Annotated in this window: 19 protein-coding genes and 1 tRNA gene; 8 read left to right on the top strand and 12 right to left on the bottom strand. The window is 71.1% G+C overall.

The genetic code is table 11. From position 1 onward, the window contains the following. Positions 1-51: 51 nt before the first annotated feature. The gene (locus GCG21_RS03145) at positions 52-651 is read right to left on the bottom strand and encodes an STAS domain-containing protein (protein ID WP_152817820.1); all 600 of its coding nucleotides are present in this window, start codon (positions 649-651) and stop codon (positions 52-54) included. 246 nt (positions 652-897) lie between these two features. Between GCG21_RS03145 and GCG21_RS03150 the strand changes: the two genes are divergently transcribed. Beyond that, positions 898-1,704: a response regulator transcription factor gene (locus GCG21_RS03150; RefSeq protein WP_227993074.1), complete on the top strand. Its 807-nt coding sequence runs from the start codon at positions 898-900 to the stop codon at positions 1,702-1,704. A 30-nt stretch (positions 1,705-1,734) separates the two neighbouring features. Here the strand turns inward: GCG21_RS03150 and treZ are convergent, their stop codons facing one another. From treZ to GCG21_RS03170, 4 genes are all read right to left on the bottom strand, one after another. Continuing rightward, positions 1,735-3,552 (bottom strand): malto-oligosyltrehalose trehalohydrolase, encoded by a 1,818-nt coding sequence (gene treZ / locus GCG21_RS03155; protein ID WP_152817821.1) that lies wholly within the window; start codon positions 3,550-3,552, stop codon positions 1,735-1,737. Between the two features lie 112 nt (positions 3,553-3,664). Beyond that, entirely contained in the window at positions 3,665-5,986 is a 2,322-nt protein-coding gene (gene treY, locus GCG21_RS03160) for a malto-oligosyltrehalose synthase (protein ID WP_152817822.1), read from the bottom strand. After that, positions 5,983-8,088 (bottom strand): glycogen debranching protein GlgX, encoded by a 2,106-nt coding sequence (gene glgX, locus GCG21_RS03165; protein ID WP_152817823.1) that lies wholly within the window; start codon positions 8,086-8,088, stop codon positions 5,983-5,985. The genes treY and glgX overlap by 4 nt, the downstream gene beginning before the upstream one ends. Positions 8,089-8,168: 80 nt before the next feature. Beyond that, positions 8,169-8,561 carry an STAS domain-containing protein gene (locus GCG21_RS03170; protein WP_152817824.1) on the bottom strand — a complete coding sequence of 131 codons (393 nt, stop codon included), beginning with the start codon at positions 8,559-8,561 and terminating at the stop codon, positions 8,169-8,171. A gap of 191 nt (positions 8,562-8,752) precedes the next feature. On the opposite strand from GCG21_RS03170, the gene GCG21_RS03175 reads away from it, so the two are divergent. From GCG21_RS03175 to GCG21_RS03185, 4 genes are all read left to right on the top strand, one after another. Then, positions 8,753-10,252, top strand: coding sequence for an MFS transporter (locus GCG21_RS03175; protein WP_370517236.1), 1,500 nt, complete (start codon positions 8,753-8,755; stop codon positions 10,250-10,252). 127 nt (positions 10,253-10,379) lie between these two features. Then, a complete protein-coding gene (locus tag GCG21_RS03180) occupies positions 10,380-11,054 on the top strand; it encodes a PepSY domain-containing protein (RefSeq protein ID WP_194164907.1) in 675 nt (224 codons plus the stop codon). 79 nt (positions 11,055-11,133) lie between these two features. Further along, positions 11,134-11,670 carry a hypothetical protein gene (locus tag GCG21_RS16085; protein ID WP_194164908.1) on the top strand — a complete coding sequence of 179 codons (537 nt, stop codon included), beginning with the start codon at positions 11,134-11,136 and terminating at the stop codon, positions 11,668-11,670. After that, positions 11,667-12,335, top strand: coding sequence for an RES family NAD+ phosphorylase (locus tag GCG21_RS03185; protein ID WP_194164909.1), 669 nt, complete (start codon positions 11,667-11,669; stop codon positions 12,333-12,335). The genes GCG21_RS16085 and GCG21_RS03185 overlap by 4 nt, the downstream gene beginning before the upstream one ends. A 125-nt stretch (positions 12,336-12,460) precedes the next feature. Here GCG21_RS03185 and GCG21_RS03190 read toward each other — a convergent pair. Continuing rightward, positions 12,461-12,533 (bottom strand) — tRNA-Arg (locus GCG21_RS03190). A gap of 279 nt (positions 12,534-12,812) precedes the next feature. Between GCG21_RS03190 and GCG21_RS03195 the strand changes: the two genes are divergently transcribed. The 3 genes from GCG21_RS03195 (at position 12,813) to GCG21_RS03205 (ending at position 15,881) form a co-directional block, all read left to right on the top strand. Beyond that, positions 12,813-13,649 carry a hypothetical protein gene (locus GCG21_RS03195; protein WP_152817827.1) on the top strand — a complete coding sequence of 279 codons (837 nt, stop codon included), beginning with the start codon at positions 12,813-12,815 and terminating at the stop codon, positions 13,647-13,649. Between the two features lie 151 nt (positions 13,650-13,800). Continuing rightward, positions 13,801-14,571 (top strand): ABC transporter ATP-binding protein, encoded by a 771-nt coding sequence (locus tag GCG21_RS03200; RefSeq protein WP_152817828.1) that lies wholly within the window; start codon positions 13,801-13,803, stop codon positions 14,569-14,571. Next, on the top strand, positions 14,568-15,881 hold the full coding sequence (locus tag GCG21_RS03205; protein ID WP_370517237.1) for an FtsX-like permease family protein: 1,314 nt from the start codon (positions 14,568-14,570) through the stop codon (positions 15,879-15,881). The genes GCG21_RS03200 and GCG21_RS03205 overlap by 4 nt, the downstream gene beginning before the upstream one ends. Positions 15,882-15,900: 19 nt before the next feature. On the opposite strand, the gene GCG21_RS03210 is transcribed toward GCG21_RS03205, so the two are convergent. From GCG21_RS03210 to GCG21_RS03235, 6 genes are all read right to left on the bottom strand, one after another. Further along, entirely contained in the window at positions 15,901-16,881 is a 981-nt protein-coding gene (locus GCG21_RS03210; protein ID WP_152817829.1) for a bile acid:sodium symporter family protein, read from the bottom strand. Between the two features lie 69 nt (positions 16,882-16,950). Beyond that, positions 16,951-17,925, bottom strand: coding sequence for a zinc-binding dehydrogenase (locus GCG21_RS03215; protein WP_152817830.1), 975 nt, complete (start codon positions 17,923-17,925; stop codon positions 16,951-16,953). Positions 17,926-17,935: 10 nt separating this feature from the next. Continuing rightward, entirely contained in the window at positions 17,936-18,577 is a 642-nt protein-coding gene (locus GCG21_RS03220; protein ID WP_152817831.1) for a DUF4203 domain-containing protein, read from the bottom strand. Between the two features lie 158 nt (positions 18,578-18,735). After that, a complete protein-coding gene (locus GCG21_RS03225; RefSeq protein WP_227993077.1) occupies positions 18,736-19,638 on the bottom strand; it encodes an HNH endonuclease in 903 nt (300 codons plus the stop codon). A 216-nt stretch (positions 19,639-19,854) separates the two neighbouring features. Further along, positions 19,855-20,049, bottom strand: a complete 195-nt coding sequence (locus GCG21_RS03230; RefSeq protein WP_152817832.1) for a hypothetical protein — start codon at positions 20,047-20,049, stop codon at positions 19,855-19,857. Further along, the gene (locus GCG21_RS03235; protein ID WP_152817833.1) at positions 20,049-20,522 is read right to left on the bottom strand and encodes a nucleotidyltransferase domain-containing protein; all 474 of its coding nucleotides are present in this window, start codon (positions 20,520-20,522) and stop codon (positions 20,049-20,051) included. The genes GCG21_RS03230 and GCG21_RS03235 overlap by 1 nt, the downstream gene beginning before the upstream one ends. Between the last annotated feature and the right edge of the window lie 307 nt (positions 20,523-20,829).

Genomic DNA, 20,829 nt, shown 5'->3' on the forward strand with positions numbered 1-20,829 from the left:
CGCGGCCGGGGGGAGGAGCGTTCCGGCCTCCGGTCCCCGGCGCGGCCGGGCTCAGCCCGCGTGCCGACTGTCCGTGGCGAAGTCCTGGAGCAGCAGCCGGAACTCGGCGGGCGCGTTCGCGACCCGCACGTCGCCGTTGCTCATCCGCAGCTGCTTGCGCACGGTGTCGAGCACGGCGACCCCGGCCTCGTCGAGCACGTCGACGCCCGCGAGGTCGACCACGAGGGTCCGTCCCGCGCGGGCGGCGCGGAACAGCGTGTGCAGCACGTCGTTGCCGGTCGAGGCATCGACGCACCCGGCCAGGTGGACCCACTTCTCGGGTGCCCGGAACGTGTCGAACCGGAGCCGTCCGGACATCGGGCCGCGCGGGCCGCGTCGCCGCCTCGTCTCGAGCACGATCGGCGCCTCATGCTCGATCTCGGGAGACGGAATGCTCGACTCGGACCCGAGGCCTCGTCGGCGCGCCCGCAGCGCCGTGAGGATCGCCTGTTCCCGCTCGGACGGCTGGACCGAGGCGGGCCGCGGGACGCCGTTGTTGCGTCTGCGCGCCGCCTCCTCGATCCGCGCGAGCTCGGTGAGCAGCTCCCGGATCGTTGCCTTCGCGAGGTCGCCGTGAAAAATCCTCGGGGTCTGGTTCCATGCTTCGGTCATGACTCGTCCCGCCCTTGTCTTCCGCTGTGTCGACCGCGCGGCCTCCCCACCGCTTCCTCACCGGTTCCCCGCGGCTCCAAAGTCGACTCTGGTCGACGGCGCGGGCACCGGCCGGTCGTGATCGATGGCACCGACCTTAGGCCGCTCGGGCGGGCCTTTCGCCACCCCTAGGGGTGAGGCAGGGGTCGGGGAACCGTGCCGCGTGCTCCCCTCCCGCTCATGGGACGGCCACCCTAGGGTGAGGGGATGAAGCTCTGCCTGAGGGTGGCGATCGTCAACGACTACGAGATCGTGGTCCGGGGCGTCGCCGCGATGCTGCGTCCGTACCGGGACCGGGTGCGGATCGTGCACCTCGACCTCCCCACGGGCACCGGTGGCCCTCTCGTCACAGCGGGCAGAGCGGGCAGAGCGGGCAGAGCGGGCGTTCCGGGCCCCGCCGAGACGGCCGACCTCACCCTCTACGACACCTTCGGCGGTCACCAGGGTGACGTGGCGCGAGTGCGCGTGCTGGCCGCGGATCCGCGGGCGGGAAGGATCGTGGTCTATTCGTGGAACCTCGATCCCGTCCTCGTCTCGACCGCGATGAAGAACGGGGCGTGCGGCTACATCTCCAAGGGGCTTCCGGCGGCCCGGCTCGTGGCGGCGCTCGAGGCCGTGCGCGCCGAGCACACCGCCCTTTCCGAGGTGCCCGGCCACACGGCACTCTCCAAGCACACCGGGCACGCTGAGCGCACCGGACACGCTGAGCTTCCCGGGCACACCGGGCGGATGAGGCCGCGACCGCCGGGGGCGCCGGGGGTGCGCGCCGCCCAGATCGTCGACGGCGACTGGCCCGGCCGGGGCGACGGCCTGACCCAGCGGGAGGCCGAGGTGCTGGCGCTCATCGCCGAGGGGCTGACGAACGCGCAGATTGCGCAGCGGCTCCACGTCACCCCGAACTCGGTCAAGTCCTTCATCCGCAGCTGCTACCGGCGGATCGGCGCGACGAGTCGCGCGGGCGCGATCCTGTGGGCGATCGAGCACGGCTTCCGGCCCGGCCCGCCCGGGCCCTGAGGCCGACCTCGGCGGCCCCTCGGCGGCCCCTCAACGACGGAGCACGATCGCGGCCGACCTCGGCGGCAGCCGCACGGCCGCACGCGCGCCGTCGACCCATCCCCGGGCGCCCGCCGCCGTCGCGAACACGAGGTCGCACCCCGCGCCCGCGCCCAGGGGAACCGCGCGCGGCGCGGGCCCGAGGTTGGCCACCACGTCGAAGGCGCCCCGCCGGATCCGGATCCAGCGCTCCGCCTCGTCGAAGGCCACCTCGACCGCGCGCAGGTCGCCGTCGGCCAGGTCGGGTTCGCGCGCGCGCAGCGCGATGAGCTCCCGGTAGCAGGCGAGCATCGCCGCATGCGCGCCGTCCCCGCCACCCGCACTCTCGCCGGCCTCGGGGTCGGCCTCGGGTTCGGCCCAGTCGAGCACCGCGGAACGGTAGGCGGCCGGATCCTGCGGGTCGATCATCGCCGAGGTGTCCCAACCGTGCCGGTCGAACTCCGCGAGCCGGCCCGCGCCGGTGGCCCGGGCGAGCTCGGGCTCGGGATGGGAGGTGAAGAACGGCCACCGGGTCGAGGCCGCCCACTCCTGGCCCATCCACAGCATCGGGGTGAACGGGGAGGTGAGCAGCAGCACGGCGCCCACCCGCAGCAGGTCCGGCCCGATGAGCTCGGCCAGCCTGTCCCCCACGGCCCGGTTGCCCACCTGGTCGTGATTCTGCAGGCACACGACGAACCGCCACCCCGGCACGTGGTCGCGGTCGACGGGCCGGCCCCAGTCCCGCCCGCGGAAGGTGGAGTAGGTGCCGTCGTGCAGGAACGCGTGCGTGAGCACCTTCGCGAGCACGGACAGGTCGCCGAAGTCGCAGTAGTAGCCCTGCCGCTCGCCCGTGAGCGCCGAATGGAGGGCGTGGTGCACGTCGTCGTCCCACTGCGCCGCGAGCCCGTATCCGCCCGGGGCGCCGCCCTCCCCGCGCGGGGTGATCATGATCGGATCGTTCAGGTCGGACTCGGCGATGAGCGTGAGCGGGCGTCCGACCTCGGCCGCGAGCGCGTCGACCCGCTCCGACAGCTCCGCGAGGATGTGCACGTCGCTGTCGTCGTGGAGCGCGTGCACCGCGTCGAGGCGCAGCCCGTCGACGTGGAAGTCGCGCAGCCACATGAGCGCGTTCGCGCAGATGAACTCCCGCACGTTCGGGTCGGCGAGGTTGACGAGGTCGCCCCAGGTGCTGCGGCCCGTCGTGGTATAGGGGGCGAACTCGCCCCAGTAGTTCCCGCTCGGGCCGAAGTGGTTGTAGACGACGTCGAGCACGACGGCGAGCCCGCGGCCGTGGCAGGCGTCCACGAAGGCCTTGAAGCCGTCCGGCCCGCCGTAGGGCTCGTGCACGGCGTACCAGCCCACGCCGTCGTAGCCCCAGTTCCAGGTGCCGTTGAACGCGTTGACCGGCAGCACCTCGACGTGGGTGATGCCGAGGTCGACCAGGTGGTCGAGCCGGGTGATCGCGGAGGCGAACGTCGCCCCCGGCGTGAACGTTCCGATGTGAAGCTCATAGACGACGCCCCCCGCCAGTCCCGCGCCTCGCCAATCCCGATCGCCCCAGGCGTAGGCCCCCTGGTCGTAGACCCGGCTCGGCCCGTGCACACCCGCCGGCTGCCACCGGGAGGCGGGGTCCGGGCGGGGCTGCTCCGACTCCCCGAGGAGGAAGGCGTAGTCGGTTCCGGGCGGCAGCGCGGGGCCGTGCCACCGGCCGCCCGGCGCGGGGGTCAGCTCCTGCGCGGTCGAGTGGTCGAGGCGGCCGCCGGTGCCCGTGACCAGCCGGACGCCGGCGGCCCGCGGCGCCCAGAGATCGATCCAGACCTGCTCAGTCATCGCCGCGACCCGGTCGTGGCCGCCGACCCCGTCATGACTGTCAGAGCCGTCAGAGCCGTCAAGGCCATCGGAACCGTCATAACCGTCAGAACCGTCATTGCCGTCATTGCCCTCACTGAGCTTCCTCCTCCTCGTCCCGGACCAGGAGCGCCACCGGGTAGCGCGCGAGCAGATCCGCCACGGCGGTGGGGCCCCCGTGGCGGGCGCCCGTGAGCACGTCGATCCCGGCGGGCAGGTCGACGCGGGTCTCCCGCCAGCCGCCGGCGCGTTCGAGCCCGGCGGGAAGGCGGGTGGCCAGGGTGATCGCCCCGCCCCGGTCGAAGGCGAGCAGGTGAGCCGTCGCCGGTCCCGTGGCGGCGAGCGGGGCGTACCGGGCGAACAGCTCGGGCCGGTCGCGCCGCAGCCGCAGCGCCCGGGAGACGACCCACGCCTTCGCCGCCCCGGTGCCGTCGATCGGTGGCGTGCGGCCGGCCTCGGCGGCGCGGTCGAGGCGCTCGATCAGGTCGGCGCGGGCGGCGAAGTCCACCGGGCGGCGATTGTCGGGGTCGACGAGGGAGTCATCCCACAGCTCGGTGCCCTGATACACGTCCGGGATGCCGGGCATCGTCAGTTGCACGAGCTTCTGCGCCAGGGAGTTCGAGCGGCCGTGCGGGGTGAGGACCCCGATGAACTCGCCCAGCGGCTCACGGATCTCGGGGTCCTCGTAGGCTCGGTCGATCACGTCGTGCACGGCGGCCTCGAAGCCGGCGTCCGGGTCGATCCAGCCGGTCGAGGTCGCGGCCTCCCGCATCGCCTTCTCGGCGTAGGCGTGCATGCGGTCCGGCTCGATGAAGCCGGCACCGACGAACGTCTGCCACAGCAGGTACGCGACGGGGCGATCGGGCAGCGGTGCGCGCTCCATGAGCAGGCGGGCGAGCGTCGTCCATTCGCCGGGGAGTTCGGCGAGCACGGCGAGCCGGGCGCGCACGTCCTCTCCGCGTTTGGTGTCGTGGGTCGACAGGGTGGTCATCGAGGCGGGCGCCCTCCGCTCGCGCCGGCGCTGGGCGGCGTGGAACTCGGCCGGTTCGGCACCCGGCGAGCCCGGATCGCCGCCCACCTCGTTGGCGGCGACGAAGCGGGTGTAGCGGTAGTAGGCGGTGTCCTCCACTCCCTTGGCCATGACGGCCCCGGAGGTCTGCTGGAACCGGATGCACAGCTCGTCGCCCGGATCGCGCAGCCGCGGCGCGAGCGCGTCGAGGACGGCGACGAGACCGGCGTCCTCGGGCGAGGACGCGCGGACGGCGGCCAGCGCCGCCTCGAGCCGGTCCGCGCCCTCGGGCAGGTAGGAGCGGTAGACGTCGAAGGCGACGAGCAGCTCGGTCAGTGCCCCTGCGGCCTCGTCGGCGGGCGCCACCTCGGGCACGAGCCGGGCGAGGCGGAGCACCTCGGCGCGCAGGATCGTCGTGGCGATCATCCGCTTGCCCGCGGCGACGTGCTCGGCGAACGTGCGGGGGTCGCCGGTGAGCTCGCGGTAGGCCGCGTCGAGGGGCGCGATACCGGCCGGGTCGACGAACGCGCGCGCGACCTCGGTGAGCGCGTCGTAGCCCGTGGTGCCCTCGACCGGCCAGGAGCTCGGCAGCTGTTCGCCGGGCTCGAGGATCTTCTCCACGGTGATCCAGGCGTCGGCGCCGGCGAGCTCGCGCAGCCGCGTGAGGTAGCCGGCCGGGTCGGCCAGCCCGTCGGGGTGGTCGACCCGCAGACCTGCCGCGCCGTCGGCGATCAGGCCGCGGATCCGGCCATGGGTCGCCTCGAAGACCTCCGGATCCTCCACGCGCAGGCCCGCGAGGGACGTGACGGCGAAGAACCGCCGGTAGTTCTGGTCGGTGTCGGCGCGGCGGAAGTTCACGAGCCGGTAGTGCTGGCGCTCGTGCACCTGGGCAGCAGTGTCATGGGCGACCGGGCCGGTGCCCGGCGCGATCGGGAACCGATGCTCGAAATACCGCAGCTCGTCGCCCTCGATCCGCAGCTGCCCGGGCTCGACGTCGTCGCCGAGCACCGGCAGGAGCACGACCGGTCCGGCCGGCCCGGACCAGTCCACGTCGAACCACGGGGCGTGCGGGGAGGCGGGGCCGAGCCGAAGGAGGCTCCACCAGGCCGGGTTCTCGGCCGGGTGAGCGACCCCCGTGTGGTTCGGGACGACGTCCCCGATCACTCCCAGGCCGCGCCCACGCGCGGCGGCGAGCAGGCGCCGCCAGGCCGACTCCCCGCCGCGGGCCGGGTCGACGGTCCCGAACGAGACCGTGTCGTAGCCGTGATCCGAGGTCGAGGGGAGCAGGGGTGAGAGGTAGTAGGCGCCGGCGCCGAGCGCGGCGAGGTAGTCGGCCAGGCCGGCCGCGGCGTTCAGGTCGAGGCCGGCGCTGATCTGCAGCCGGTAGGTGGACGCCGGCGCGGTCATTCGGACGTCTCCCGCAGCACCACGAGGGCGCGGGGCCCCACGGTGACGGTCTCCCCGGGGCCGACCACCCGGTCGGGCTCGGCCGCGGTCAGCGTGTCCACCACGATCTCCCACTCCGCGCCGTATCCGGCCGTGGGCACCCGGAAGTCGATCGGCTCGTGGTGGGCGCTGAAGTAGAGCACGAAGGAGTGGTCGGTGACCGGTTGGCCGCGGGTGTCGGTGCCGGGGATGCCGCGGCCGTTGAGGTAGACGGCGATCGCGCGACCGAAGTCGTCGTCCCAGTTCTGCTCGGTCATCGCCGTGCCGTCCGGGGTGAACCATTCGATGTCGGGCACGTCGGAGTCCGGGTGGCTCACGGGCCGGCCGTCGAAGAACCGGCGACGCCGGAAGATCGGGTGCCGGCGCCGGAGCGTCGCCATCCGGCGGGTGAAGCCGAGCAGCTCGTCGTCCAGGTTCTCCCAGTCGATCCAGGTGAGCTCGTTGTCCTGGCAGTAGCCGTTGTTGTTCCCGCCTTGGGTGCGGCCGACCTCGTCCCCGTGGCTGATCATCGGGATGCCCTGGGAGAGGAACAGGGTCGCGATGAAGTTGCGCTGCTGCTGTGCCCGGAGCGCGCGGATCTCCTCGTCGTCGGTCGGCCCCTCGACGCCGCAGTTCCACGACCTGTTGTCGTCGGCGCCGTCGGTGTTGTCGTCGCCGTTGGCCTCGTTGTGCTTGTCGTTGTAGGAGACGAGGTCGGCGAGGGTGAACCCGTCGTGGGCGGTGACGAAGTTGATCGAGGCGACCGGGCGCCGTCCGGAATGCTCGTACAGGTCGGCGCTGCCCGTGATGCGCGCCGCGAACTCGCCCATCGTGCCGGGCGTGCCCCGCCAGAAGTCGCGGATCGTGTCGCGGTACTGGCCGTTCCACTCCGTCCACTGCGGCGGGAAGTTGCCCACCTGGTACCCGCCGGGGCCGACGTCCCACGGCTCGGCGATGAGCTTGACCTGGGAGACGGTCGGGTCCTGCTGCACGAGGTCGAAGAACGCCGAGAGCCGGTCGACGTCGTACAGCTCGCGGGCGAGGGTCGAGGCGAGGTCGAAGCGGAACCCGTCGACGTGCATCTCGGTGACCCAGTAGCGCAGCGAGTCCATGATGAGCTGGAGGGCGTGCGGGTGGCGCACGTTGAGGCTGTTGCCGGTGCCCGTGTAGTCCGTGTAGTACTGCGGGTCATCCGTCACGAGCCGGTAGTAGGCGGCGTTGTCGATGCCCCGGAAGTTGAGCGTGGGCCCGAGATGGTTGCCCTCGCCGGTGTGGTTGTAGACGACGTCGAGGATGACCTCGATGCCCGCCTCGTGCAGGGCGCGCACCATCGACTTGAACTCGGTGACCTGGCTGCCGGGCGTCGAGCCCGCCACGTACGTCACGTCCGGGGCGAGGAACGACAGCGTGTTGTAGCCCCAGTAGTTCGACAGGCCCTTGTCGACCAGCACGGAATCGTTGACGAAGTGGTGCACGGGCATGAGCTCGATCGCGGTGACGCCGAGTTCGAGCAGGTAGTCGATGATGACCGGGTGCCCGATCCCGAGGTAGGTCCCGCGCAGCTCCTCCGGCAGATCCGGGTGTTGCCGGGTCAGGCCCTTGACGTGCGCCTCGTAGATGACCGTGTCGGCGTACGGGGTCTTCGGGGGGCGGTCGGCGCCCCAGTCGAAGAACGGATTGATGACGACGCACTTGGGCATGCGCTCGGCCGAATCGGCGTCGTTGCGGCTGTCCTCGTCGCCGAAATGATACGAGAAGAGCGATTCGTCCCAGGTGATCGTGCCGTCGATCGCCTTCGCGTACGGATCGAGCACGAGCTTGTTCGGGTTGCACCGCTGCCCGCGTTCCGGATCGTAGGGGCCGTGCACGCGGTAGCCGTAGTGCTGGCCGGGGGCGACGCCGGGGAGGAACGCGTGCCAGACGAAGCCGTCGACCTCCGGCAGCTCGATGCGCTCCTCGTCGCCGTCGGCGTCGAACAGGCACAATTCCACCTTCTCGGCCGCCTCGGTGAAGAGTGCGAAATTCGTGCCCGAACCGTCGTAGGTGGCTCCGAGCGGGTAGGCGCGTCCTGGCCAGATCTCCATGGGCACAGTATGCGTGCCGAGGCGCCGGGCCGTCCCGGGTTCGGGGCGTGCGGGTGCCCGGACCGCTCGGGGCCGGGCGCTCACCGGTGCGGGAGGTCGTCCTCCGTGGTGAACTCCCCGAGCAGGTCCCGGAATCGCTCGGGCACGCCGGCGAGCATGAGCTCCCCGCCGATCATCCGGGCCTGGCGCTGGGCCGCGTAGAGGATCTCGAGGCCGGCCTCGTCGATGCGGTCGACCGCCGCGAGGTCCACCCGCAGGATCTCGCCCGGGCGAGCGGCCCGCATGAGATCGTGCAGGATGCGGTCTCCGGTGGTGGCGTCGATCGAACCCGCCACCTCGGCTCGGTCGCGGCTGAGGATCGGGCTGATCGTGCCGGCCTCGAGCACGGCCTCGGAGATCCCGGCACCGGCCGGAAGCTCGGCCGAATCCGGATCGGCGCTCGGTGCAGCATGGTGATCGTCTCGCTTGATCATCGGTCCACCACTCTCGTCGTCGGGTCGCTCCGCCCTCCCCGGCGGGCCGCTTCGTGCGGGTAGAGAGGACACTATCCCCCGCGTCCAACGCGCGTGTCGTAAGTAGAAGGCGGTGCGATGCGAAAGTCGCGGGTCCGGCCCGCGAGCGCGGGAACTGGGCCCGTCACGCGGCCGTGATTAGGATCGATCGGGTGCCCACCGAATCCGACTTCGTGCCCGATCCGCGCCGGTGGCGCGTGCTCGCGGTGCTCGTGGTGGCGCTGTTCATGTCGCTCGTCGGGGTGAGCATCGTCAACGTGGCGCTGCCGTCGATCCAGGCAGGACTCGAGGCGGATCAGTCCGAGCTGCAGTGGGTGCTCTCCGGGTACGCGCTCACCTTCGGAATCGGGCTCGTGACGGCCGGGCGGGCCGGCGACCTGTACGGGCGCGGGCCCCTGTTCATCGCGGGGGTGGCACTGTTCACCGCGGCGTCGGTCGCCTCGGGGCTCGCCCAGGACGCCCTGACGCTCAACGTGGCCCGCGCCGTGCAGGGGGTCGGATCGGGCCTGCTCAACCCCCAGGCCGTGGGCATGATCCAGGACCATTTCCGCGGCGCGGAGCGGGGGCGGGCCTTCGGGGTCTTCGGCAGCGCGGTCGGCGTGTCGGTCGCCGTGGGCCCGCTGCTCGGCGGGCTGCTCATCGAGGCCGGCGGGATCACGGACGGGTGGCGGTGGACGTTCTTCGTCAACGTGCCGGTCGGAATCCTCGCCATCGCGCTCGCACTGGCCTGGTTCCCGCGCCCCCTGCTCGATCGAGCCGGCCCGAATCGAGGCGACCCGGATCGAGGCGATGGGGGCGATGCGGGGAGCAGCGGCGGTCGGCGCAGTCGCGACCTCGACCCGGTCGGGGCGATCCTGCTCGGGCTCGCGGTCCTGGCGGTGCTGCTGCCGTTCGTCGAGGGCGGCACCGCGCCCGCCTGGATCTGGCTCGCGTTGCCCGCCGGGGCGGGCCTGACGGCGGCCTGGCTGCGGTGGGAGCGGCGGCAGAAGCGCCGCGGGCGACATCCGATGGTCAACCTGGCGATCTTCCGCGTGCGCAGCTTCGCCAACGGCTCGTTGCTCATCACCCTGTACTTCATGGGGATCACGAGCGTGTGGGTGCTCGTGGCGTTGTACATGCAGGACGGGCTGGGCCACACGGCGCTCGAGTCCGGGTTCGTGGGGCTGCCGAGCGCGATCTGTTCGGCGGTCGCCGCCGCCTGGGGCGGGCGCAACGTGATGCGGCACGGCCGCAAGGTCGTCATCGGCGGGATGTACTTCGCCCTGGTCGGGCTCGTGGCGAGCATGGCGGTGGTGTGGCTCCAGGGACAGGGCCGGGCGAGCGAATGGTGGCTGCTGCTCACCCTCGCGTTCGTGGGGATCGCCCAGGGCTCGGTCATCAGCCCGAATCAGACCCTCACGCTCGCGGACGTCCCGCTCGAATACGCGGGCAGCTCCGGCGGCATCATGCAGACCGGTCAGCGCATCGGCACCTCGGTCGGGATCGCCGTCATCACGGCGCTCGCGTTCCGGATCCTCGAGATCGGCGACTGGCCCACGGCGTTCATCGCCGGATTCCTCGGGATCATCGTGGTGGTGACCCTCGCCCTGGTCGTCGCCCTGGCCGACGAGCGCTACCGCCGCCGTCAGCTGCAGTACGACGCCGGCGGCTGACCGGCCCGAGGCTGGGATGAGAGACTTCTCATCCCCGGCTCATCCGGGTCACCGGGCCGGCATGGAGTATCGGGGAACCGGGCATCGATCGGAGGCCCGGGCCAACGGAGAAGGTAGGTGTCCTCCCATGAAACCCCACAGACTGCGCATCCCCGTCGTCGCCGCGGCGGCGGTCCTCGCCCTCGCCGGCTGCTCCGACCCGAGCGGTGACGGCTCCCCCACGGACACGACGCAGACCGCGTCGGCCACGCCCGGCCAGAGCCCCGAGTCGTCGGACGCCACCGAGCCCGCCACCGGCGCTTCGGACGACGCCACCGGGGACGCCTCGGGCGGGAGTTCTACGGACGCGACCGGGCGGGACGTCGACCTGGCCACGACCGAGTTCTCCGTGTCCGCCCAGGCGGCACTCGACACCTCGCGCGAGGAGATCGGTGCCGACGGCATCGTGCACGGGATCGAACTCGACTACTCCAGCTCACGCGGCGCCTGGATCTGGGAGGTCAACACGCTCGTGGACGGCACCGACCATGAGGTCGACATCAACGCCGACACGGGCGAGGTGGTCGACCATGAGCAGGACTCGACCGACGACAAGGAGGAGGCGATCGACCTGAACGACCCGATGACGTTCGAGCAGGCACTCGACCTCGCTCACCGAAAGGTCGAGGGTCCGGTCCGAAGCTGGAAGCTCGAGTGGGACGACGGCGTGCGTGCGTACCAGTTCGACATCGGCGACCTCCACAATGACCAGGAGGTCACCGTGAACGTCGAGACCTCCGCCGTGACGGTCGACCGCGACTGATCGATCGACTCCCACGAGACCCCTCTTACGTTTCTTACAGCCATGACGTAGCGTAATAAGCGTCATGGAAGGTGGCCCGATGACCACACGCGATGTCGAACCCGCCGTTCCCCTCTCCGGGAGCCCGTTGGCGATGTACCGAGAGTGGGCCCGGGATGCCGCCGTGGGCCTGTCGTCCCTCGCACCGGCAATGGCTGCGGCCGATCGGGAACTCTCGCCGCAGTTGGCCCGCGCAGCGCAGGCCACGGAGAACGCATGGCGAGAGATCGCCGATGAGTTCGGGCTTCTCACGAGCGGTGAGGCGGCCGCGCGCATGGGGTACGGGCCGAACCGCACCTGGGCTTCGACCCGGCGGCGAGCGGGCACTCTCCTCGGTGTCCGCCGTGGGGGTGGGTATCGCTACCCGGGTTTCCAATTCGACCGCGACGTCTCGCCGGTGATCGAGGACCTGCTCACCCTGGCGGATCAGGCCGACTGGAGCGCCGAGTCGCTGCTCCTGTGGCTCTGCTCGCCGTCGGGGTGGCTCGCGGGAGACGACCGGCCGGTGGACCGCCTGCAGGATGCACCCGGCGCAGTCCTCGATGCTGCACGCTCGGCCATGGCGCCGCGGTGGTGAGCCACCCACGCCGGCCCGACGGCGCGGCGGCGCAGGCCATCACCCCACCCCCGCCGGCCGACTTCGACCCGCTCCCGGAAGAGGTGCCGGCCGGCACTCGCCTGTACCGGATCTTCACCGCCAAGGAGGGGCGGAACGTCACCGCGTTCAACCCGACCGGCGAACCACGGGGTCGCTTCTCATTCTTCGGCGATCCCCCGGTTCCAGTCTTGTACGCGGCCCAGACCGAGATCGCCGCGGTGTGCGAGTCGCTGCTCCACGACCTGCCGGTTCGCGGTGGCCGACTACTCCCGGAGCAGTACGAGCGGGCCGTCGCCGGCGCGCTGGAGGTCGGGCGCCCACTGCGCCTCGCAAAGTTTCACGGAACCGGGTTGCGACGGCTCGGTCTCCGCCCGGAACAACTGACGACGGAGTCGGCATACCGGTACGACCTGACGGTCCCCTGGGCCCAGGCGGCACACGGCGGCGGATTCGACGGCATCGTCTGGATGTCTGCCCGATGCAACAGCGACCGCGCCTACGTCCTCTTCGGCGACCGGGTCCCTCGGCAGGACCTGCACGTGGTCGCGGACTACGGGCGGCTGTTCACCCCCGGACCGGACCTGGACTGGCTCATCGACCAGTGCGCGTTCATGAAGGTCGACGTACTCACGCGAAGCCCCTGAGCCGCGATCGTCGATCGAGCGGATGATCGAGATGTCGAGCTCACGATACTGTTCCCGGCCATCGGAAACAGCGAACGGCCCCACCCCGGAGGGTGGAGCCGTAGTTTCCGCTGTCTCAAGCGAAGCGCGCCCGGAGGGACTCGAACCCCCAACCTTCTGATCCGTAGTCAGATGCTCTATCCATTGAGCTACGGGCGCCGGTCGAACCGCGTTTGAGCCTACCCGGTTCGATGGCCCGACACCAAACTGCCCGGCACCGCTTCACCATGGCGCTCGTCACACCCGCCACGAGTGCGCATCGGGTCGGCCCCCGGCGGGCGCCGGAACCGTGCCGGAACGCCCGGAGACGCAGCGCGCTCCCCCGGCCAGACCGTCGTGGCCCGATCCGGCAGGGCGGCACTTCCCGAACGGGTCACATTCGCGACTCGGGGAGGATTCCCAGCCGACTCCGGGCTACCGCTCAGCTAGGCTCCGGCCATGAGCCCACGAACCGACGACCGCAAGCGGCGCCTTTTGGCCATCCTCGCCCTCCCTCTCATGTTCCTTCTCGCGAGCTGCATCAAGATGGACGCCGAGTTCACGGTGCACTCCGACCAGACCGTCGATATGACCATGACTGTCCAGGACAAGACGGGCATGGCCACGGCCGAGGACATGGACTGCTCCGAGTTCTCGCCGGACGTGGACACCGGCGTCGACATCGCGGTCGAGCAGACCGAGGTCGACGGCAAGTTCGGCTGCGAGATCAGCGCCTCGGGCGTGCCCTTCAGCGACCTCGAGACGGACGGCCAGTACGCCTTCACGGTCGAGGGCGACCAGGTGACCTTCCGCATGGACGGCGACCCGTCGCTCACGGATATGGGCGACATGGGTGACATGGGGGATCTCGGAGGCATGGGCGACCTCGGGGACCTCGGCGGCCTCCTCGGCGGGATGGAGCCCGAACTGTCCATGACGGTGAACTTCCCCGGTGCGATCGTCGACTCCGGCGGCAGCGTGGAGATCTCCGGCAACTCCGCCACGTTCTCGGGCATGGAGGCCTTCACCTCCGGCGGGTTCGTGACCGCGGAGCTGAGCGGGAGCTCGCTGCCCGGCTGGCTGCTCTGGGTCCTGATCGGCGTGGCGGTCGTGATCGTCATCGCGATCATCGCGCTCATCTTCGGGCTCCGCAAGGGTCGCTCCGACAAGCAGCCCCCCGCGCCGCAGTACCCGGGCGGCCCGGGACCCGCGCAGCAGTTCCAGCCGCAGCAATTCCAGCAGCCGCAGTTCCCGCAGCAGGGCCCACCCCAGCAGCAGGGCCCCTACCAGCCCTGATCGGGCGCGGCTGCGACTCATACGTCGTCTGCAGGCGGCGGGCTACGACCCGGGCATGACGAGCGGCCCCGACCACGGGCGGGGATCCACGCGCGGCGGTCCCACCGCCGGTCCGATGCGCGCGGGTGCCCCCGGGCCGGATCGTGGAGGCATGACCTCTTCCCCCGACCTCCAGGCCCACGGCCTCACGAAGGTCTATCCGGGCTCGACCGAAGCCACCGGCAGTACGGCGCTCGACGGTGTCTCCCTCGCGATCGCGCCGCGAGAGTCGGTCGCGATCATGGGCCCGTCCGGGTCCGGCAAGACCACCCTCCTGCACTGCCTCGCCGGCATCCTGGTGCCCACGAGCGGCGAGGTGCGCTGGCGGGGCCGGGACCTGGCCACGCTGACGGACGGCGCCCGGTCGGCTCTGCGTCGAAGCGACTTCGGGTTCGTGTTCCAGTCGGGTCAGCTCCTGCCGGAGCTGCCGGCAGACGAGAACGCCGCGTTGCCGCTCATGCTCGGCGGTGTGCCGCGCGCCCAGGCCACCGGCGCCGCCCGCCGCTGGCTCGCCTATCTCGGCCTGGCCGGCATGGAGGGCCGCCGCCCCGGGGAGCTCTCGGGCGGGCAGGCCCAGCGGGTCGCGATCGCGCGCGCCCTCGTCGGCTCACCCGGCGTCGTCTTCGCCGACGAACCCACCGGCGCGCTCGATCAGCACACCGGCGCCGAGGTGCTGGCGATCCTCGCCCGGGCGAGCGCCGCTACGGGGGCGAGCCTCGTCGTCGTCACGCATGATCCCGCGGTGGCGCGCACGTGCGAACGCACGGTGCACATGCGCGACGGCCGGATCGTCGGCGAGCATCGGCGCCGTCCGGGCGATGACCCGGGCGATGACCCGGCCGGCGGCACGATCGGCGCCCGGGTCGAGGGCGTGACGTCGTGACCACGCTGCGGTTGTGGCGGCTGCTCCGGCGCCGCTCGGCGGGCGGGTCGGATCCCCAGTGTCTTCCCGGCATCCTGGCGGTCGTGGCGTTCGCGGTGGCGACGGCGATCTCCCTCGTCGTGCTCGGTGGCTGGAATGCGTTCGCGATGCGCGCCGAGGGGAACGAGGCCGACCTCGGCTTCTACGTGACGCTCGCGGCGACGGCGAGCGGGCTGCTGCTCATCCCGCTGGCCACCCTCGGCGGGGCGGCCGCGCGGCTGACGGTCGCCCGCCGCGACGAGCGACTGGCGGCCCTGCGCCTGGCCGGGGCGACCACCCGCCAGGTCACCGGGCTCACGCTGCTCGAATCGGCCGCGCAGGCCCTCAGCGGCGGACTCGCCGGGGTCGCGGGCTATTTCGCGCTCATCCCGATCGTGCAGCTGGTGGTGTTCCAGCAGGATCCGTTCGCCTACGGCGAGCTCGTGGTGCCGCCGTGGATACTTCCCGCGGTGGTCGGTGCGGTCGTCCTCATCGCGACCGGCTCGGCCGCGATGAGCCTGCGCAAGGTCGCGATCACGCCCCTCGGGGTGGCGGCGCGGGTGAGCCCGCGCGGGCTGCACTGGACGAGGATCGTTCCGATCGCGCTCGCCGCACTCGCGTTCTCGTTCGTGTTCAGGTCCCCGGTCGCGATCGGGATCGCGGTCCTCGTGGCGTTCGTGCTCGCGGGGTTGGCGGCGCTCAACCTCGTCGGCCCGTTCGTGGTCTGGCTCATCGGAAGGGCCTGGGCCGCCCGGGCCCGCGGGGCCGCGTCGCTCATCGCCGCCCGGCGGCTGATCGACTCCCCCAAGAGCGCCTGGCGCAGCGTCGGCGGGGTCGGCCTGGCCACGTTCATCGCCGGCCTGTGCGCCGCGCTGGCGATGTTCACCGGTACCGCCGAGGTGGATCCGCAGGTCCGCGACATGGCGACCGGCGGTTTCCTCACCCTGGCGATCGCCGCGATCGTGGCCGCGGTCTCCACCGGGGTGATGCAGGCCGGCCGGATCATCGATCAGCGCGGCGAGTACCGGGCGCTGGCGATGGCCGGGATGGAGACCGCGGTGATGAACCGTGCCCGCATGCGGGAGATCGAGGTCCCGCTCGTGGCCGCGGTCGGCGTGGCCACCCTCGCCTCGGGCCTGTTCCTCGTGCCCGCCCTGACCACGGGCGTGCTCACATCGATTCCCGTGCTCGTCCAGTTCGCATCGAGCGTCCTCGGCGCCACGGCCCTCGTGCTGCTCGGGGCGGCCGCCGCGGGCCGGGTACTGCGCACGGTCGTCGGGCAGGCGGGCTGACCGTGCGCTGGGCGAGGCGCTATACGGAGACGAGCGGGGCGTCGTCCTCACGCCGTGCGAGCCGGCGCGCGAGCCACGCGCAGATCATCAGCTGAAGCTGGTGGAAGATGATGAGCGGCACCGCGATCGGCCCGGCCACCGCCGGGGTGAACAGCACCGACGCCATCGGCAGCCCGGTCGCCATCGACTTCTTCGACCCGCACATGAGCAGCGCGATCCGGTCGGGGATGTCGAGCCCGAGGAGCTTCCCGCCCCACCACGTGAGGGCGAGCATGAGCGCCACGAACACGATCGAGATCCCGCCCACGGCCACGATCGACCAGCCCGACACGCTCGTCCACACGCCGGCCGCGGTCGCCGTGACCACGGCCACGAACACGATGAGCAGGATCGTGAGCTTGTCCCACATCCCGGTGAGCCTCTTGTGGCGCCGGACCCACGGTCCCACCCAGCGCTGGGCGATCTGGCCGATGACGAACGGCAGCAGCAGGAGCACGAGGACCTCGGTGATGCCGCCGGCGCCCACCGAGCCCGAGGCGCCCATGAGCCAGAGCACGAGCAGCGGCGTGAGCACCATTCCCGCCACGTTCGAGACCGTCGCGGCGCAGATCGCCCCCGCGATGTTGCCACGCGCCACCGACACGAACGCGACCGAGGACTGCACGGTCGAGGGCAGCAGCGACACGTACAGCAGCCCGGCGGCCAGCCCGGGGCCGAGCAGGGAGGTCGTGGCATGGTGCAGCGCCCAGCCGAACAGCGGGAACACGACGAACGTCGCGGCGAGGATCGACCCCTGCAGCCGGATGTTGCGCATGCCGTCGATGACCTCGCGGGTCGACAGCCGCGCCCCGTACAGGAGGAACAGGATGAAGATCCCGACGTCGCTCACGCGCTGGATCGGCCCGACCGCGCCATCGGGGATCGGCAGCACGAGGCCGAGGATCATCATGCCGACGATCCCCACCATGAACGGGTCGGCCCAGCGCCGCAGAATGCTCATTGGCGCCACGCTAGCGACCTCCGCTCCAGGTTCTCCAATCGGGCTTCCGTGGTGTGGAAGTCGCCCGTGTCACGGCGTATGGACGGCGATGCCCACCTTCCCGAATGCCTCGCCGCCCGCGAGGCGTGCGAAGGCGTCGTGGGCGCGATCGAGCGGATGGGTGGAGTCGATCAGGGGGCGGGTCCCGGTGGCCTCGAGGAGGCCGAGGAGGCGGGCGAACTCGCCGGTCGTGCCCATGGTCGTGCCCTGGATGCGGACGCTCCGGAAGAAGACGCGGCTCAGGTCTGCGGGCGGGTTCGCGCCGGAGGTGCTGCCCGCGACGGCGATCGTGCCGCCGGGCTTGACCGACTTGAGGGAGTGGTCCCAGGTGGCCTCCCCCACGGTCTCGAGCACGGCGTCGACCCGGGCCGGGAGCCGGGCGCCGGCCGCGAAGGCCTCGTGGGCGCCGAGGTCGACGGCGCGCTGCCCGCGGCCCTCGTCACGGCTCGTGACCCAGACCCGCAGGCCGGCCGCCCGGGCCAGCAGGATCGCCGCGGTGGCCACGCCGCCGCCCGCACCCTGGACGAGCACGTTCTGGCCCGGGCGCAGGTCCGCCGCGGTGAAGAGGAGCCGATACGCGGTGAGGTAGGCGGTCGGCAGGGCGGCGGCCTCGACGGCGGTGAGGAAGTCGGGCTGGGGGATGAGGTTGCCCCGGGGCACCCAGACGGTCTCCGCGAGCGTGCCCGGGTAGACCTCGGAGAGGAGGGAGCGGGCCGGATCGAGGGTCTCGTCGCCGCGCCAGTCCGGGCTGGAGATCACCGAGTGCACGATCACGGCGTGACCGTCCGGATCGGTGCCGGCGGCGTCGGTGCCGAGGATCATCGGGAGCCGGTCGGGCAGCAGGCCGACCCCGCGCAGGCTCCACAGGTCGTGGTGGTTGAGGCAGGTCGCACTCACGCGGACCGGCACCCAGTCCGGGAACGGCGCGCTCACCTCCAGGTCGCCGACGACGAGCCCGGCGAGTGGATCGGCCGGATCCTGGCTTTCGGCGTAGACGCATCGCATGGTGGGAACGCTACTGGGCCTGAGCGGCTGCCGCCCAGGATTGGCGAACCGTACCCGGCTGCCGTCGTCGAACGTGGCGTACCTGGACGATGACCCCGACGACAGCGAGCACGAGCTGCCCGACGTACCACAGGGGCTGGTCGGCGACCCGGATCTGGGTGTCGGTGAGGGAGTCGAGGCTGAGGGCGTGGAGCAGCAACATCAGCCCCGCGACGGCGACGCCGGCCCCGGCGAAGGCGCTGACCACGATGAGCACGAGCTCGGGCAGATTCGTCGCGACCGCGAGCAGTCCGAGCACGACGCCGCCGATGACCCCGATGCCGATGAGCAGCCAGGGCGCCGAGGCGCCGAGGGCAGCCGCGATCGTCTGGCCGAGCACGAACCCCATCGAGGCGAATGCGAGCACGACGGCGAGGGCGAAGAACAGGTACGCGAGCGCCGCGAACACGACCGCCAGCACGAGGGCGGCGACCCATCCCAGGGCCGTGGCCAGGTACCCCTGATCCGTCAGCGCGGCCGCCAGCGCAGCACCCAACCCGAAGCCGGAGAACCCGCCCCACACAGCGAGCAGCACCCGCATCGCGCCGCTCCCGCGTAGGCAGAGCAGCACGCCGATCACCAGCGCGATCACGCCCACGACGACGTCGGTCATGGTGGTCAACCTCCCTCGTCTGCGGACACCGGTCCGAGCAGTGCCGGTCCAGGCCTGCGTCGGATCCTACGGCTGCCGCCAATCGTACGGGTGTCACGGACCGGGTCGATCGGCGTAGCCGGCCGGCGTACCCATCCGGCCAGTGACGCTCGAGGTCGTCAGAGACGTGCCGAGAACTCCGCGAATCGCTCGGCCAAGAACTCACGATCGGGATGATCCTTGCGCCGTTCGGGAAGCGCGAGTTCCCGACGGTCCATCTCCTGCAGGCCGTGCTTGAGCATCGGGCCATCCACCTCGGTCAGAACCGCGCCCGAGATGCGCACCTGATAGTCGGGCGAGACCCCCAGCATGTGGTGATCGAACGCAGCGTGGTGGATCTTGCACATCGCCAGGCCGTTGGTCACGGTCGGGCGCCCACGCGGATCCTTGTCGGGGACGATGTGGGCGGCGTCCAGCAACGAGGCGTGCTTGAGTTCGCAGACCGAACACCGGGACTGATAGGCGACCAGCACCCTGGTTCGGAACGCCGGTTGGTGGAGCCGCTGCTTCGCGAGCCGGAGCGCATAGCGCTTCTGATCGAAGGAGAGGTCGGTCCCGCGGGGGAGAAACCGGAACGCCTCATCGAGCGCAATGATGAAGCACCGGTTCTCTGGTTCATCGTCCACGACGTAGACCGGCGCGATAGGGGTGAGGATCCCCTTGATCTCCTTCCGGAACAAGATGAGAGGCACACCCGTCTCGAGCGCATTGCGGAGCTTGCGGTTGTCGCCGCCCCATGAGTCACCCTTGCGATAGGCGTAGTGCAAGAGCCCGTCCTCGGATGACTCGACATCGTCGTACGGTCCCCCGACCGTTCGCACGATCGCAAGCGTCGAGGAGAAGTTCGCGGGGTTGCGGATTCCTCGCGAGAAGTCGATGACGGGCACTCGCTCACCCTCGACCTGCCACTCGAGCAGTTCCTCGCGGGTGAGGAAGCCGCCGTTGAGCTCGGCTCGCGCGAGCACATCGTCGATGATCCGCAGGCGCAATGCCTTCTCGACCGCACTCTCCAGGACCGCCATGATCAGAGCTCAGCATAGATCCGCCCGTCAGGTGGTGGATTCGCGCGCCGTGACGATCGCGGGATCGGGAGTCCCGATCACTCGAGGCCTAACGATCACCATGCAGACTGATCCCACGAGGGAATCGGGGCTTCGCGGCCGGGACGGTGGGAATCTCACCCGCAGCACTGTGACCTGCGTAGACATGGCTGAAGACTGGGCCGTGTCACCTCCGTGTCAGTTCTGGCCGACGCCGTCAGGAGGCACGGCGATCACAGCATCCGCCTGTGCGAAGAGTTGCTGCAGCGAGTCTCCCGCCTCCTGGAGCAGGTCATCGGCAACGTAGGTCGCCCGGCCCCGGGCGACGATCTGGTCGGTGCGTTCCAGCCAACCGCGAATATGGACCAGTTCCTTGGCTACTCGCCTCTCCATCACAGCAGCACCGCCTCGCCGCGGATGTCCTCATCGAGGCCTGGCCGTAGGCCGCCATAGTCGATGAGGTCGACGGACCGATCCAGGACTTGCTCCAGCAGCAACTTGAGCGCGACGAGGTCGAATGAGGACGCGTTCGCCGGCGCCTTCACCAGAAGGTCGATGTCCGAGTCCGGTCTGGCCTGCTTACGAGAGACCGAGCCAAAAACAGCGAGCTCGGCGAAACCGCGATCCTCGGCCAGCACCCGCAGAACCGGAGCAGCGGCCTCCAGCAGAACCTCCGGATGCACCCCATCCAGAGCGGGCGCGAACTTGAGCTGCTGACTGATCGCCGACTGACTCACGCCAAGCCCCTCGGCAACCTGCCGCTGACTCATCCCGGTCGCGAGCATCGCCCGTAGCGCGAGCACACGTCGCAGTCGCGCGACGTCCTCTCCGCGTCGTGCGTCGCGATATTCCACCAGCAGGCTCATAAGGCGATCTTATCGGACTCTTCTGGTTCGGGGTGCTGAAACCGTCCGCTCTCGAACCGAGCCCGATCATGGAATCGACCTCCTGTCCCTGCCGACTGTCCCGTCGCGGACGTGATCTTCCGAACGACGGAACTCGACCTGTCGATGACAGGTGCCCGGATCGGGGCCGGGGACGTCACGTTCATCGAGGCTCGCCCGCGCGAGCTGCTGCCGCCCTGCCCCAAGTGCGGGGCCGGTGGCATCCTTCGTGGCCACGTCGTGCGTGAGCTGAGTGGTATCCCGGTTGCGGAGCATCCGGCTCGGCTGC

The sequence above is a fragment of the Pseudactinotalea sp. HY160 genome (assembly GCF_009372055.1).
Lineage (GTDB): Bacteria > Actinomycetota > Actinomycetes > Actinomycetales > Beutenbergiaceae > HY158.